The following is a 13,937-nucleotide window of genomic DNA, read 5'->3' on the forward strand; positions in this document are numbered from 1 at the left end:
GTTCGTCCTTCTCGTCAGCGGTTCGCCCGTGGCAACCCGAGTGCGACCATTCCGATGATGTCGCGCTGCACCTCGTTGGTCCCGCCGCCGAAGGTCAGGATCAGGCACGCCCGGTGCATCCGCTCCACCCGACCGCGCAACAGCGCGCCCGGCGAGTTCTGACGGACCGTCGCCGCCGTGCCCAGCACCTCCATCAGCAGCCGGTAGGCCTCGGTGGCCAGCTCGGTGCCGAACACCTTGGCCGCCGACGCGTCGGCGGGCGACAGCGACTCGCTTTCGGACGAGGCCAGCTCCCAGTTGATCAGCTTGAGCACCTCGGCCTTGGCGTGCACCCGGGCCAGGTTGAGCTGCACCCACTCCGAGTCGATGATCCGGGCCCCGGCGTTGTCCTTGGTGTTCTGGGCCCATTCGCGGACCTCGCGCAGGGCCAGGAAAATCGGCTGCGCCGACACCAGGGCGACCCGCTCGTGGTTGAGCTGGTTGGTCACCAGCTTCCAGCCGCCGTTCTCTTCGCCGATCAGGTTGGTGACCGGCACCCGCACGTCGGAGTAATAGGTGGCGCTGGTGTCCACCCCGGCCATGGTGTGCACCGGCGTCCAGGAGAAACCCTCCGCGGTGGTCGGCACCACCAGCATCGAGATGCCGCGGTGCTTCTTGGCCTCCGGGTTGGTTCGCACCGCCAGCCACACCCAGTCCGCGTACGCGATCAGGCTGGTCCACATCTTCTGGCCGTTGATCACGTAGTCGTCGCCGTCGCGGACCGCGCTGGTGCGCAGGTTCGCCAGGTCGGTGCCGGCGCCGGGCTCGGAGTAGCCGATGGAGAAGTGCAGTTCCCCGGCGGCGATCTTGGGCAGGAAGAACTTCTTCTGTTCCTCGGTGCCGAACGCCATGATGGTCGGCGCCACGCTGTTGATCGTCAGGAACGGCACCGGCACGCCGGCGATCGCGGCCTCGTCGGTGAAGATCAGCGAGTCCATCGGCGAGCGGTCCTGGCCGCCATACTCCTTGGGCCAGTTCAGGGTCAGCCACCCGTCCTTGCCCATCTGCGCGACGGTCTCGCGGTACGCGTTGCCCGTCCCGACCTCGCCCTGTGTCGAACTGAGGGCCTCGCGGCGCTCCGGAGTCATCAAGGAGGTGAAGTACGACCGCAACTCGCGACGCAGCTCCTCCTGCTCAGGGGTGTAACTGATGCGCATTCCAGCCGTCCTCGAAGTTAACGTTGTCCGCGGCACCCAGGCCGCGGCCCGACCAACGGTGACCCATTCGCCTCCCCGGTTGTAACACGTTCTAGTCTGGGAATCCAGCGACCGTTCCCCCAGCGGTATCCGGGCCCTATGGTGGACCTACATACTGATGGGCATGTGCTCGGATTGAAGGCCAGGTTCAAGGAGGGTGCTATGCGAGTGATCGTCGATCGTGACCGGTGTGAAGGCAACGCGGTATGCGTGGGGATCGCGCCCGATGTCTTCGACCTGGACGACGAGGACTACGCCGTCATCAAGCTCGACCCCATCCCCGCCGACCAGGAGCAGCTGGTCGTGCAGGCGATCGCCGAGTGCCCGCGCGCGGCGCTGCAGCGCCAGGACTAGCCACCGCCCCCCGAAGGCCCCGATGGCCCCTGCCGGGCCCCAAAAACTAGAGGTATTCATCAATTGACTAACAGCACGAACGCGACCGATCTCTCCGGGAAGGTCGCGGTGGTCACCGGTGCGGCCGCCGGGCTCGGGCGGGCGGAGGCGCTCGGCCTGGCCCGGCTCGGCGCCACGGTCGTCGTCAACGACATCGCCACCGCCCTGGACGCCTCGGACGTCATCGACGAGATCAACTCGATCAGTTCGGGCTCGGGCGCCAAGGCCGTCGCGGTGGCGGGGGACATCAGCCAACGGTCGACCGCCGACGAACTGGTCGCCCAGGCCGACGGTCTGGGCGGACTGGACATCGTGATCAACAACGCCGGGATCACCCGCGACCGCATGCTGTTCAACATGACCGACGAGGAGTGGGACCAGGTCATCGCCGTGCACCTGCGCGGGCATTTCCTGCTCACCCGCAACGCGGCCACCTACTGGCGCGGCAAGGCCAAGGACGCCGGCGGATCGATTTTCGGCCGCATCGTCAACACCGCGTCGGAGGCCGGCCTGGTCGGTCCGGTGGGGCAGGCCAACTACGGCGCCGCCAAGGCCGGCATCATCTCGCTGACCCTGACGGCCGCGCGGGCGCTGGGCCGCTACGGCGTCTGCGCCAACGCCATCTGCCCACGCGCGCGCACCGCGATGACGGCCGACGTCTTCGGCGCGGCACCCGACACCGAGCCGGGGCAGATCGACCCGCTGTCGCCCGAGCACGTGGTGACCCTCGTGCAATTCCTGTCCTCGCCGGCGGCCGCCGAGGTCAACGGGCAGGTGTTCATCGTCTACGGCTCGCAGGTGACGCTGGTCGCGGCGCCCACCGCCGAGCAGAGGTTCCGCGCCGACGGCGCGGCCTGGGAGCCCGCGAAATTGAGTGCGACCTTGCAGGATTACTTTGCTGGCCGCGACCCGGAGAAGAACTTTTCCGCAGTCGGCCTGATGGAATAGTAGCAATTCCAAGCAAATCGACCGAGGGAAAAGCGCGCTGGAACGTGTTTCAGGTTGATAACGCTACAACCGCTCTGACCTGCCCAATTAACGTCCCTGACAGGGAAATACCGTTCGTTGACACTCCGTAGTTCTTCTGAGTTAATAGGATCCGGCTCACGCCGAGCCGCAGACGACCGAAGGCAACCCAAAGGCGATACACAGACTTCGCCGTCCGCAGCAGAGGGGGATGTGAGTTGATGCAGCAACTTGCGGTTCCCGCCCGCGCTGTCGGCGGGTTCTTCGAGATGATGATCGACACCGGCCGCGCGGCATTCCGCCGGCCGTTCCAATTCGCGGAGTTCCTGGAACAGACCTGGATGATCGCCCGGGTGTCCCTGGTGCCCACGCTGCTGGTGTCCATCCCGTTCACCGTCCTGGTGGCGTTCACGCTGAACATCCTGCTCCGCGAGATCGGCGCTGCGGACTTGTCCGGGGCCGGAACGGCTTTCGGCACCATCACCCAGCTGGGCCCCGTCGTGACGGTGCTCGTCGTCGCGGGCGCGGGCGCCACCGCCATCTGCGCCGACCTGGGGGCTCGCACCATCCGGGAGGAGATCGACGCCATGCGGGTGCTCGGCATCGACCCGATCCACCGGCTCGTCGTCCCCCGCGTGCTGGCGTCGACCGTGGTCGCGCTGCTGCTCAACGGCTTGGTGTGCGCCATCGGCCTCTCGGGTGGATACGTGTTCTCGGTCTTCCTGCAGGGCGTCAACCCGGGGGCGTTCATCAACGGCCTGACGGTGCTCACCGGCTTGCGCGAACTGGTGCTCGCCGAGGTCAAGGCGTTGCTCTTCGGCGTGATGGCCGGAATGGTCGGGTGCTACCGGGGGCTGACCGTCAAAGGCGGCCCCAAGGGCGTCGGCAACGCGGTCAACGAAACCGTCGTCTACGCGTTCATCTGCTTGTTCGTCATCAACGTGGTCATGACGGCCATCGGCGTGCGGATCACCGCCAAGTGAGCCCGCGATGAGCTACGACGCAACCCTTCGGTTCCGCCGGGTGCTGTCCCGGCTGGAGGGGCCGGTCGACGACTTCGGCGAACAGGCATTGTTCTACGGCCAGACGTTCCGCAAGGTCCCCAGTGCGCTCACCCGGTACCGCAAGGAGACGATCCGGCTCATCGCCGAGATGACGCTGGGCGCGGGAGCGCTCGTGATGATCGGCGGAACGGTCGGCGTCGCGGCGTTCCTGACACTGGCGTCCGGAGGCGTCATCGCGGTGCAGGGCTACTCGTCGCTGGGCAACATCGGCATCGAGGCGCTCACGGGCTTTCTGTCGGCCTTCCTCAACGTCCGCGTCGTCGCGCCGGTGATCGCGGGCATCGCGCTGGCGGCCACCATCGGCGCCGGCGCCACCGCGCAACTGGGCGCCATGCGGGTGTCGGAAGAGATCGACGCCGTGGAATGCATGGCCGTGGAGTCGGTTTCCTATCTGGTTTCGACCCGGCTGGTCGCCGGGCTCGTCGCGATCATCCCGCTGTACTCGCTGTCGGTGCTCGCCGCATTCTTCGCCGCCCGCTTCACCACGGTCTACATCAACGGCCAGTCCAAGGGCCTCTACGACCACTACTTCAACACCTTTCTCATCCCGTCCGACCTGCTGTGGTCGTTCCTGCAGGCCATCGTGATGTCGATCGCGGTGATGCTGGTGCACACCTATTACGGCTACAACGCCAGCGGCGGTCCGATCGGGGTCGGCGTCGCGGTCGGCCAGGCCGTGCGGACCTCGCTGATCGTCGTCGTCGTCATTACTTTGTTCATCTCGCTCGCCGTTTACGGTTCGTCCGGTAACTTCAACCTTTCCGGGTAAGGGGGCCCCTCGACAGGCATGGCAGAAACGGCATCGCGACGCACATCCGTCCGGCTTGCAGCGGCGCTGCTGGCCAGTCTGATCGTTGCGTTCGCCGTCCTGACTTACCTTTCCTACACAGCGGCTTTCGCCTCGACGGACACGGTCACGGTATCGTCGCCGCGGGCCGGCCTGGTGATGGACAAGGGCGCCAAGGTCAAGTACCGCGGCGTTCAGATCGGCAAGGTCGAGGCGATCGACTACGCCGGTGACCAGGCGCGGCTCACGCTGGCCATCAACAGCGACGACATGCACTTCATCCCCTCCAACGCGACCGTGCACATCGCCGGCAACACCATCTTCGGCGCCAAGTCGGTGGAATTCATTCCGCCCCAGGCGCCCTCGCCGACGCCCCTGCGTCCCGACGCGCACGTCGCGGCCTCGGCGGTGGCGCTGGAGGTCAACACGCTGTTCCAGTCGCTGATCGACCTGCTGCACAAGGTGGACCCGGTCGAGTTGAACGGCACGCTGAGCGCGTTGTCGGAGGGCCTGCGCGGACACGGCGACGATCTGGGCGATACCTTCTCGGGCCTCAATACCCTGGCGCGCCAGGCGAATCCGAAGCTCCCGGCGCTGCAGGAGGACTTCCGCAAGGCCGGGGTGGTCACGAACGTCTACGCCGACGCCGCTCCCGACCTCACCACGATCGTCGACAACCTGCCGACGATCAGCAAGACGGTCGTCGATCAGCAGAACAACCTCAACGACACCCTGTTGGCCACGATCGGCCTCGCCAACAACGCCTATGACACGTTGGCGCCGGCCCAACAGAACTTCATCGACGCCATCAATCGGCTGCGGGCCCCGATCAAGGTCGCCCACGACTACTCGCCGGAATTCGGCTGCTTCTTCGCCGCCGTCGACCGCGGGATCAAGGAGTTCGCCCCGCTGCTCGGCGTGCGCAAGGCGGGGCTGTTCACGTCGTCGAACTTCGTCCTGGGCGCGCCGTCCTACACGTACCCGGAGTCGTTGCCGATCGTCAACGCCTCCGGCGGCCCGAACTGCCGCGGGCTGCCCGACCTGCCGACCAAGCAGACCGGCGGGTCGTTCTACCGGGCGCCGTTCCTGGTCACCGACAACGCCTACATCCCGTACGAGCCGTTCACCGAGCTGCAATTCGACGCACCCTCGACGCTGCAGTTCCTGTTCCACGGCGCCTTCGCGGAACGGGACGACTTCTGATGGCGAAGGCGATGCCGTCGCACCGGTCGATGGTGATCAACGTCAGCATCTTCACGGTCGCCATGTTGCTGGTCGCCGCGGGGCTGATCGTGGTCTTCGGGGACTTCCGCTTCGGTCCCGAAAGCACTTACCACGCAACCTTCACCGACGTGTCGCGGTTGAAGGCCGGTCAGAAGGTCCGCATCGCCGGGGTGCCGGTCGGATCGGTGTCGGGAATAAAGCTCAACCAGGACAACACAATTGACGTGAAGTTCGGGATCGACCAGCGGTACACACTGTATTCCTCGACGCGGGCGGTGATCCGGTACGAGAACCTGGTCGGCGACCGGTTCCTGGAGATCACGTCGGGGCCGGGGGAGCTGCGCAAGCTGCCGCCGGGCGCCACGATCAACTCCCAGCACACGCAGCCGGCGTTGGACCTCGACGCGCTGCTGGGCGGGCTGCGCCCGGTGGTCAAGGGTCTGGACGCCGACAAGGTCAACACGATCAGCAGCGCCGTCATCCAGCTGTTGCAGGGTCAGGGCGGCGCGTTGGCCAACGTCCTGTCGGACACCAGCGCGTTCTCGTCGGCGCTGAGCCAGCGCGACCAGATGATCGGCGACGTGATCACCAACCTCAACACCGTGCTGGGCACCATCGACCAGAAGAGCGCGCAGTTCTCGACCAGCGTCGACCAGCTGCAGCAATTGATCACCGCGCTGGCCCGCAACAAGGACGACATCGCGGGCGCGATCCCGCCGCTGGCGTCGACGACGACGGATTTGACCGAGCTGCTGAAGAATTCGCGCCGGCCACTGCAGGGCATCCTGGAGAACACCCGCCCGCTGGCCACCGAGATGGACAACCGGAAGGCCGAGATCGACAACGACATCGAGCAACTGGGCGAGGACTACCTCCGGCTCACCGCCCTGGGCGCCTACGGCTCGTTCTTCAACATCTACTTCTGCTCGGTCACGATCAAGATCAACGGGCCCGCCGGCGGCGACATCCTGATACCTTTCGGCGGCCCGGTGGATCCCAGCAAGGGGAGGTGCGCTTTTGTCAAGTAACGCCAAGCGCGAACGTGACCCCCTGCGCACCGGCATCTTCGGCGTGGTGCTGGTCGTCTGTGTCGTGCTCGTCGCCTTCGGGTACGCGGGCCTGCCGTTCTGGCCGCAGGGCAAGACGTACGAGGCGTACTTCGCCGACGGCGGCGGCATCAAATCCGGTAACTCCGTTTATGTATCGGGGTTCAAGGTCGGCAAGGTGCAGTCCGTCGCCCTGGCCGGCGACAGCGCGAAGGTGACCTTCAGCGTCGACCGGCACGTCGTCGTCGGGGATCAGTCGCTGGCCGCGATCCGCACCGACACCATCCTCGGCGAGCGCTCGATCGCGGTGACCCCGGCGGGCAGCGGCAGGGCGACCACCATTCCACTGAGCCGCACGACCACCCCGTACACGCTGGCCGGCGCGCTGGAGGACCTGGGCCAAAACGCCAACAACCTCAACAAGCCGCAGTTCGAGCAGGCGCTGAACGTGCTCACCGACACCCTGCACGACGCCACCCCGGAACTTCGCGGCGCGCTGGACGGCGTGACGTCGCTGTCGCGCACACTCAACCGCCGCGACGAGGCGCTGCAAGGCCTGCTGACGCACGCCAAGTCGGTGACGGCGGTGCTGTCCCAACGCGCCGAACAGGTCAACAAGCTCGTCGACGACGGCAACGAGCTGTTCGCCGCGCTCGACGAGCGGCGCGCGGCGCTGGGCGAGCTGATCGGGGGCATCGACGACGTCTCGACGCAGATCTCGGGATTCGTTGCCGACAACCGCAAGGAATTCGGGCCGGCCCTGTCCAAGCTGAACGACGTGCTGGACAACCTCAACGAGCGCCGCGACTACATCACCGAGGCCCTCAAGCGGCTGCCGCCCTACGCCACCGCCCTGGGCGAGGTGGTCGGGTCGGGACCCGGGTTTAACGTCAACGTCTACGGCGTCATCCCGGCACCGCTGCTCGCGACGATGTTCGACTTCTTCTATCAGCCGGGCAAGCTGCCGGCCAGCCTCGCCGACTACCTGCGCGGGCTGATCCAGGAACGATGGATCATCAGGCCGAAGTCGCCATGACGCGGAAATTCACCTCATGAAGAGGATCGCGGGCAGCCGGGGGCTGCGCTACGCCACCATCGTCGCGTTGATCGCGGCGCTGGTGGGCGGCGTGTATGTGCTTTCCTCCCAGGGCAACAACCGAACGGTCATCGGCTACTTCGCGTCGGCCGTCGGCATCTATCCCGGGGACGAGGTCCGCGTGCTCGGCGTGCCGATCGGCTCGATCGACACCATCGAACCGGGGCCGAACGACGTCAAGATCACCATGTCGGTGTCCAAGGACGTCAAGATCCCGAAGGACGCCAAGGCCGTCATCGTCTCGCCGAACCTGGTGTCGGCCAGGTTCATTCAGTTCACGCCCGTGTACACCGGCGGTGCGGTGCTGCCCGACGGCGGCAGCATCGACCTGTCCCGCACCGCCGTCCCGGTCGAATGGGACGAGGTGAAGGAGGCGCTGACGCAGCTGGCCGTTCAGCTCGGCCCGACCACCGGGTCGATGCAGGGGCCACTGGGTGCGGCGATCAACCAGGCCGCGGACACGTTCGACGGCAAGGGCGAATCCTTTCACAACGCGCTGCGGGAGCTCTCCCAGGTCGCCGGACGGTTAGGGGATTCGCGCAGCGACATTTTCGGCACCGTCAAGAATTTGCAGGTGCTGGTCGACGCGCTGTCGAAGAGCAACGAACAGATCGTGCAGTTCGCCGGCAACGTCGCGTCCGTCTCGCAGGTGCTCGCCGACAGCTCACGGCACCTGGACACCACCCTGGGCACCCTGAACAAGGCGCTCTCCGACATCCGCGGCTTCCTGCACGAGAACAACTCGACCCTGATCCGCTCGGTCAACAACCTCAACGACCTCACCCAGACGTTGAGCGACCAGAGCGACAACATCGAGCAGGTGTTGCACGTGGCGGGCCCCGGCATCGCCAACTTCTACAACATCTATGACCCGGCCCAGGGCACGCTGAACGGGTTGTTGTCGATACCCGAATTCGCCAACCCGGTGCAGTTCATCTGCGGTGGATCGTTCGACACCGCGGGCGGGATACGGGCGCCCGACTACTACAAGCGCGCCGAGATCTGCCGCGAGCGGCTGGGTCCCGTACTGCGCCGGCTCGCGGTGAACTATCCGCCGATCATGTTCCACCCGCTCAACACGATCACCGCTTACAAAGGCCAGATCATCTACGACACCCCGCAGACCCAGGCCAAGGCGGCCACGCCGATCCCCGAGCTGACATGGGTGCCCGCGCCGGGCGCCCAGGCGCCGGCGCCCGCGCAGAACCCGGCCGACCTGCAGGCCCTGCTCGTCCCGGCGGCGCCGCAGACCGGCCCACGGCCCGGTCCGCCGCCGGCCGGCCCGAATGGCGCACCCGCGCCGGGCCCCGCCCCGGACTCCGCGTTCGGTCCGCTCCCGGGACCCGCGCCCGGGGCCGCACCCGCCGCGCCGCCCGATCAGGGGGGTGGCGGATGAGGCGAATCTGGTTGCGCAGCACGGCTTTAGCGGCGGGGGGGGGCCCGCTGGCCGGATGCCAGTTCGACGGGCTGAACTCGCTCGCGATGCCCGGCACCGCCGGCCACGGCCGAGGCGCCTACTCGATCACCGTCGAACTGCCCGACGTGGCGACGCTGCCGCAGAACTCGCCCGTGATGGTCGACGACGTCACGGTCGGCAGCGTCGCGGGCATTTCGGCCGAGCAGCGGTCCGACGGCTCGTTTTACGCGGCGGTGAAGGTGGCGTTGAACAAGGACGTGGTGCTGCCGGCCAACGCGACCGCGACGGTGGCGCAGACGTCGCTGCTGGGTTCCATGCACATCGACCTGGCCCGCCCCAAGGACAAGCCGGCGGTCGGCAGGCTTACCGACGGGTCGAAGATCCCGCAGTCGAACACGGGACGGTACCCCACCACCGAGGAGGTGCTCTCGGCGCTGGGTCTGGTGGTCAACAAGGGCAATGTCGGTGCGCTGCAAGAGATCACCGACGAGACGTATAAGGCCGTCGCGGGCCGCCAAGACCAGTTCGCCGACCTGATCCCGAGGCTGGCGGAATTGACGGGGGGACTCAACCGCCAGGTCAACGACATCATCGACGCCCTGGACGGGTTGAACCGGTTCTCCGGCACCCTCGCGCGCGACAAGGACAACCTGGGCCGGGCGCTGAACACCCTGCCGGAGGCGCTTCGCGTCCTGAACAAGAACCGCGACCACATCGTCGACGCCTTCGCGGCGCTCAAGAGGCTGGCGCAGGTGACCTCGCACGTGCTGTCCAAGACCAAGGTGGACTTCGCCGAAGACCTCAAGGGCCTGTACTCGGTGGTCAAGTCGCTGGCCGACAATCGCAAGAACTTCGTCACCTCGCTGCAGTTGCTGATGACGTTCCCCTTCCCCAACTTCGGCATCAAGCAGGCCGTGCGCGGTGACTACCTCAACGTCTTCACGACCTTCGACCTGACCTTGCGCCGCATCGGTGAAACGTTCTTCACCACCTCTTATGCGCTGGACCCGAACATGATGCACATGAACGAAGTGCTCAACCCGCCGGACTTCCTGACGGGCGAACTGGCCAACCTGTCGGGACAGGCCGCAGATCCGTTCACGATTCCGCCCGGCACGGCTCCGGGTTCACCGGGGCACTAGGGGCGGCGCATGATCGACAAACTCACCAAGGTGCAGCTCCTGATCTTCGCGGTGATCACCGCGGTCACGCTGAGCGTGATGGCCGTCTTCTATCTGCGCCTGCCGGCCAGCTTCGGCCTCGGCACCTACGCCGGCACAGCCGATTTCGTCGCCGGCGGCGGGCTGTACCCGAACGCCAACGTCACCTACCGCGGCGTCGCGGTCGGCCGCGTGGAGGCGGTGCGGCTGAATCCCAGCGGCGTCAGCGCCGAGATGCGCCTCAACAGTGGCACGCCCATTCCCTCGAATGTCACCGCCACCGTCAAGAGCGTGTCGGCGGTCGGCGAGCAGTACATCGACCTGGTCCCGCCGGGCAAGCCGGCAACGAGCAAGCTGCACAACGGGTTCCGGATCGACCGCCAGAACACCCGGATCGGCCAGGACGTCGCCGACCTGTTGAAACGGGCCGAGGCGCTGGTGAACAGCCTCGGCGACACCCGGCTGCGCGAGCTGTTGCACGAGACGTTCATGGCGGCCAACGGCTCGGGTCCTGAGCTGGCCAGGCTGATCGAGTCGGCGCGGCTGCTGGTGGACGAGGCCAACGCCAACTACCCGCAGGTCTCGAAGCTGATCGATCAGGCCGGACCGTTCCTGCAGGCGCAGATCCGGGCCGGCGCCGATATCAAGTCGCTGTCGGACGGGCTGGCGCGGTTCACCTCCGAGGTGCGGCAGGCCGACCCGCAGCTGCGCTCGACCCTGGCCATCGCCCCGGGAGCGGCCGACGAGGCCAGCACCGCCTTCTCCGGCATCAGCCCCTCGTTCCCGACGCTGGCCGCCAGCCTGGCCAACCTGGGCCGGGTCGGTGTCATCTACCACAAGTCGATCGAGCAGTTGCTCGTCGTGTTCCCGGCGTTGTTCGCCGCCATCGTCACGGCCGCCGGCGGCGTGCCCCAGGACGAGGGCGCCAAGCTGGACTTCAAGCTGGACCTCAACGACCCGCCGCCGTGCCAGGTCGGGTTCCTGCCGCCGCCGATGATGCGCACCCCGGCCGATGAGACGGTGCGCGAACTGCCGACGGACATGTACTGCAAGACCGCGCAGAACGACCCCAGCACGGTGCGCGGGGCGCGCAACTATCCGTGCCAGGAGTTCCCCGGCAAGAGGGCGCCGACGATCCAGCTGTGCCGCGACCCCAAGGGCTACGTGCCGGTCGGCCGCAACCCGTGGCGCGGGCCGCCGGTTCCCTACGACACCCCGGTGACCAACGGGCTGAACGTGTTGCCGCCCAACAAGTTCCCGTATATCCCGCCGGGCGCCGATCCGGATCCGGGCACCCCGATGGTCGGGCCGCCCCCGCCCGGTGTGGTGCCCGGCCCCGGTCCCGCGCCCATTCAGCCCGCGTACGACCCGCCGCCGCCGAACGACAGGCCGCCGCCACCCGGCAACCCGTCGTGGATGCCGCCGGGGGTCCCGCCGGTCCCGCCGCAGCTTCCGTATCCGAAGTGGCTGCCGCCACCCGCGCCGCCCGAGGGAATCAACCCACCGCCGGCGGGCCCGGGGCCGGAAAAGCCGTGGGGGCCGCCGCCCGGCCCGCAGCCGCAGGCCAGCGGCACGGCCTACACCACCTATGACCCACACACCGGAGCTTTCAAGGATCCCGCAGGCGGCACTGGTATCTTCGCGCCCGGCGCGAGCGGCGCGTCCAGCGCGGAGAATTGGGTGGACCTCATGCTTGATCCAAGGCCGCTTTGACCGGGCCCACGGTGACGAACGACCAGTCGACGGTGCAGCGCGCCCGTCGGCGCGCGTCGCGCGCGGCCGGTCCCGCCAAGGGCGAGGCGGAGGCGACCACCGCGGTACTTCTCGAGGCGCCGCCCGGCGGCACGGAGGGTTCCAAGCCGGCCAAGCAGGCCAAAGCGGCCAAGGCCCTCACGTCGGTCAAACCCCCACCCCGGCGGCAGCCGAACCGGACCCGCGTCGTAAGGCTCGCGTTCGCGGCCGCGGTGCTGGCGGTCGCGGCGCTGTCCGGCTGCGTGTATGCGCTGCTCACCCAGCGCTGGCACGCGGAGGCTCAGCAGGCGCGCGATCAGCGTTTCGTCGATACCGCCACGCAGACGGTGGTCAACATGTTCAGCTACAAGCAGGACAACATCGACGAGAGCGTGACCCGCTTCTTCAACGGCACCAGCGGACCGCTGCACGGCATGCTCGGCGCCAACAACAACGTCGAGAACCTCAAGGCCCTGTTCCGCTCCACCAACGCCACCTCGGAGGCCGTCGTCAACGGCGCCGCCCTGGAGGCCGTCGACGCGAACACGGACAACGCGTCGGTGCTCGTGTCGGTGCGCGTCACGGTCGCCGATGTCGACGGGGTCAACAAGCCGTCCATGCCCTACCGGCTGCGCGTCATCGTGCACGAGGACGAGACCGGGCGGATGACCGGATACGACCTGAAGTACCCCGACGGGGGGAACTGATGCGCTGGCCCCGGTTTCGGAGGTGGTTGCTCGCCGTGGCGGGCTGCCTGGTCGTGGCGGGCATCGTGGGGCTGTCGGCCGCGGCCGGCTGGCTGTATTGGGGCCGGGTCGAGACCCGCGGTGAGGCCGCGGCCCGCGCGGAGCTGCCGGGCCTGGCGGCCAAGCGGATACCCGAGGTGTTCGCCTACGACTACCAGACCGTCGAACGCAGCCTCGCGGGCGCGTACCCGTACCTGACGCCGGACTATCGCCAGGAATTCCAGAAAAGCGCCAAAACGCAGATCATCCCGGAGGCCAAGAAGCGCGAGGTGGTGGTCCAGGCCAACGTCGTCGGCGCGGGAGTGATGACCGCCAACCGGGATTCGGCGTCGGTGATGGTGTACATGAACCGCACCGTCACCGACAAGTCACGCCAGCCGCTCTACGACGGCAGCCGGCTGCGGGTCGACTTCAAGAAGATCGGCAAGCAGTGGTTGATCGCCTACATCACGCCGATCTGACCGGGGCTCCCGGTCAGTAGCAGATGGCAATGTCGTTGCACTGCAACGGATAACGCTGGATGGGGCTGGGCGGCGGGCCGCTGAGGTGTAGCGAGAACGGCTGTTTGCTCATCGCCGGCTGCAGGCCGCACACCGCGCCGTGCAACGACGTGTGCGTACCGGCCATCGTCTCGTTGTCGAAGGCGAACGTCTCGGTGGAGGCGCCGGTGCCGCCGTTGGGGCAGGAGACGCCGTCGGCCACGTCCACCTTGAAGGTCCACATCCCGCTGACCAGCCTGGCCCTGCCGCTGTAGTTCTGCAGCTTGTCCTGGCGGCTGATCTCTTCGTCGGTCGAGCTCACCACGTTCAGCGCGCAGAAGTCCGCCATGATGTCGGGGTTGGAATAGTCCTTGTAGTAACGGCTTCCGTTGACCTGATCGCACAACGCCGTGACCGTCCACGTCACTCCGGACACCCCGGCCTGCTCGAAGGAGTACTTGCCGTCCGCCGGTGGAGCAACCGCTCGCGCCGGGTTCTCCGACTCCAGTCCGAATCCCAATGCGACCGCCGAGAAGATGCCGGCGCCGGCGGCCAGCCCGTGACGAACCTTCACGGCTCCTCCCTTCGCGACC

General features: G+C 67.4%; 14 protein-coding genes. 12 read left to right on the forward strand and 2 right to left on the reverse strand.

Annotated features, from left to right (window positions below):
• Positions 1-14: 14 nt before the first annotated feature.
• Complete coding sequence (locus BN971_RS12440; protein ID WP_085182712.1) at positions 15-1,196, reverse strand: acyl-CoA dehydrogenase; 1,182 nt, start codon at positions 1,194-1,196, stop codon at positions 15-17.
• Between the two features lie 201 nt (positions 1,197-1,397).
• On the opposite strand from BN971_RS12440, the gene BN971_RS12445 reads away from it, so the two are divergent.
• The 12 genes from BN971_RS12445 to BN971_RS12500 all read left to right on the forward strand — a co-directional run bounded on the left by BN971_RS12445 (position 1,398) and on the right by BN971_RS12500 (position 13,326).
• A complete protein-coding gene (locus BN971_RS12445) occupies positions 1,398-1,589 on the forward strand; it encodes a ferredoxin (protein ID WP_085182711.1) in 192 nt (63 codons plus the stop codon).
• A 63-nt stretch (positions 1,590-1,652) separates the two neighbouring features.
• Entirely contained in the window at positions 1,653-2,576 is a 924-nt protein-coding gene (locus tag BN971_RS12450) for a 3-oxoacyl-ACP reductase (RefSeq protein ID WP_085182710.1), read from the forward strand.
• A 236-nt stretch (positions 2,577-2,812) separates the two neighbouring features.
• Positions 2,813-3,577, forward strand: coding sequence for an MlaE family ABC transporter permease (locus tag BN971_RS12455; RefSeq protein ID WP_085182709.1), 765 nt, complete (start codon positions 2,813-2,815; stop codon positions 3,575-3,577).
• A gap of 7 nt (positions 3,578-3,584) precedes the next feature.
• Positions 3,585-4,427: an MlaE family ABC transporter permease gene (locus BN971_RS12460; protein WP_085182708.1), complete on the forward strand. Its 843-nt coding sequence runs from the start codon at positions 3,585-3,587 to the stop codon at positions 4,425-4,427.
• An 18-nt stretch (positions 4,428-4,445) separates the two neighbouring features.
• A complete protein-coding gene (locus BN971_RS12465; RefSeq protein ID WP_085182707.1) occupies positions 4,446-5,648 on the forward strand; it encodes an MCE family protein in 1,203 nt (400 codons plus the stop codon).
• Positions 5,648-6,697, forward strand: a complete 1,050-nt coding sequence (locus BN971_RS12470; protein ID WP_170322149.1) for a virulence factor Mce family protein — start codon at positions 5,648-5,650, stop codon at positions 6,695-6,697. Before BN971_RS12465 ends, BN971_RS12470 begins: the two co-directional genes overlap by 1 nt.
• Positions 6,687-7,751 (forward strand): virulence factor Mce family protein, encoded by a 1,065-nt coding sequence (locus tag BN971_RS12475; protein ID WP_085182706.1) that lies wholly within the window; start codon positions 6,687-6,689, stop codon positions 7,749-7,751. The genes BN971_RS12470 and BN971_RS12475 overlap by 11 nt, the downstream gene beginning before the upstream one ends.
• Before the next feature lie 16 nt (positions 7,752-7,767).
• On the forward strand, positions 7,768-9,207 hold the full coding sequence (locus BN971_RS12480) for a virulence factor Mce family protein (RefSeq protein WP_085182705.1): 1,440 nt from the start codon (positions 7,768-7,770) through the stop codon (positions 9,205-9,207).
• A complete protein-coding gene (locus BN971_RS12485) occupies positions 9,204-10,370 on the forward strand; it encodes a virulence factor Mce family protein (protein ID WP_090350139.1) in 1,167 nt (388 codons plus the stop codon). The genes BN971_RS12480 and BN971_RS12485 overlap by 4 nt, the downstream gene beginning before the upstream one ends.
• A gap of 9 nt (positions 10,371-10,379) precedes the next feature.
• Positions 10,380-12,101, forward strand: coding sequence for a virulence factor Mce family protein (locus BN971_RS12490; protein ID WP_085182703.1), 1,722 nt, complete (start codon positions 10,380-10,382; stop codon positions 12,099-12,101).
• An 11-nt stretch (positions 12,102-12,112) separates the two neighbouring features.
• A complete protein-coding gene (locus BN971_RS12495; protein WP_245837008.1) occupies positions 12,113-12,826 on the forward strand; it encodes a mammalian cell entry protein in 714 nt (237 codons plus the stop codon).
• Positions 12,826-13,326: a mammalian cell entry protein gene (locus BN971_RS12500; RefSeq protein ID WP_085182701.1), complete on the forward strand. Its 501-nt coding sequence runs from the start codon at positions 12,826-12,828 to the stop codon at positions 13,324-13,326. Before BN971_RS12495 ends, BN971_RS12500 begins: the two co-directional genes overlap by 1 nt.
• 13 nt (positions 13,327-13,339) lie before the next feature.
• Here the strand turns inward: BN971_RS12500 and BN971_RS12505 are convergent, their stop codons facing one another.
• Positions 13,340-13,918, reverse strand: a complete 579-nt coding sequence (locus BN971_RS12505; RefSeq protein ID WP_085182700.1) for a hypothetical protein — start codon at positions 13,916-13,918, stop codon at positions 13,340-13,342.
• Positions 13,919-13,937 lie beyond the last annotated feature (19 nt).

The sequence above is a fragment of the Mycobacterium bohemicum DSM 44277 genome, assembly GCF_001053185.1.
Classification (GTDB): Bacteria; Actinomycetota; Actinomycetes; order Mycobacteriales; family Mycobacteriaceae; genus Mycobacterium; species Mycobacterium bohemicum.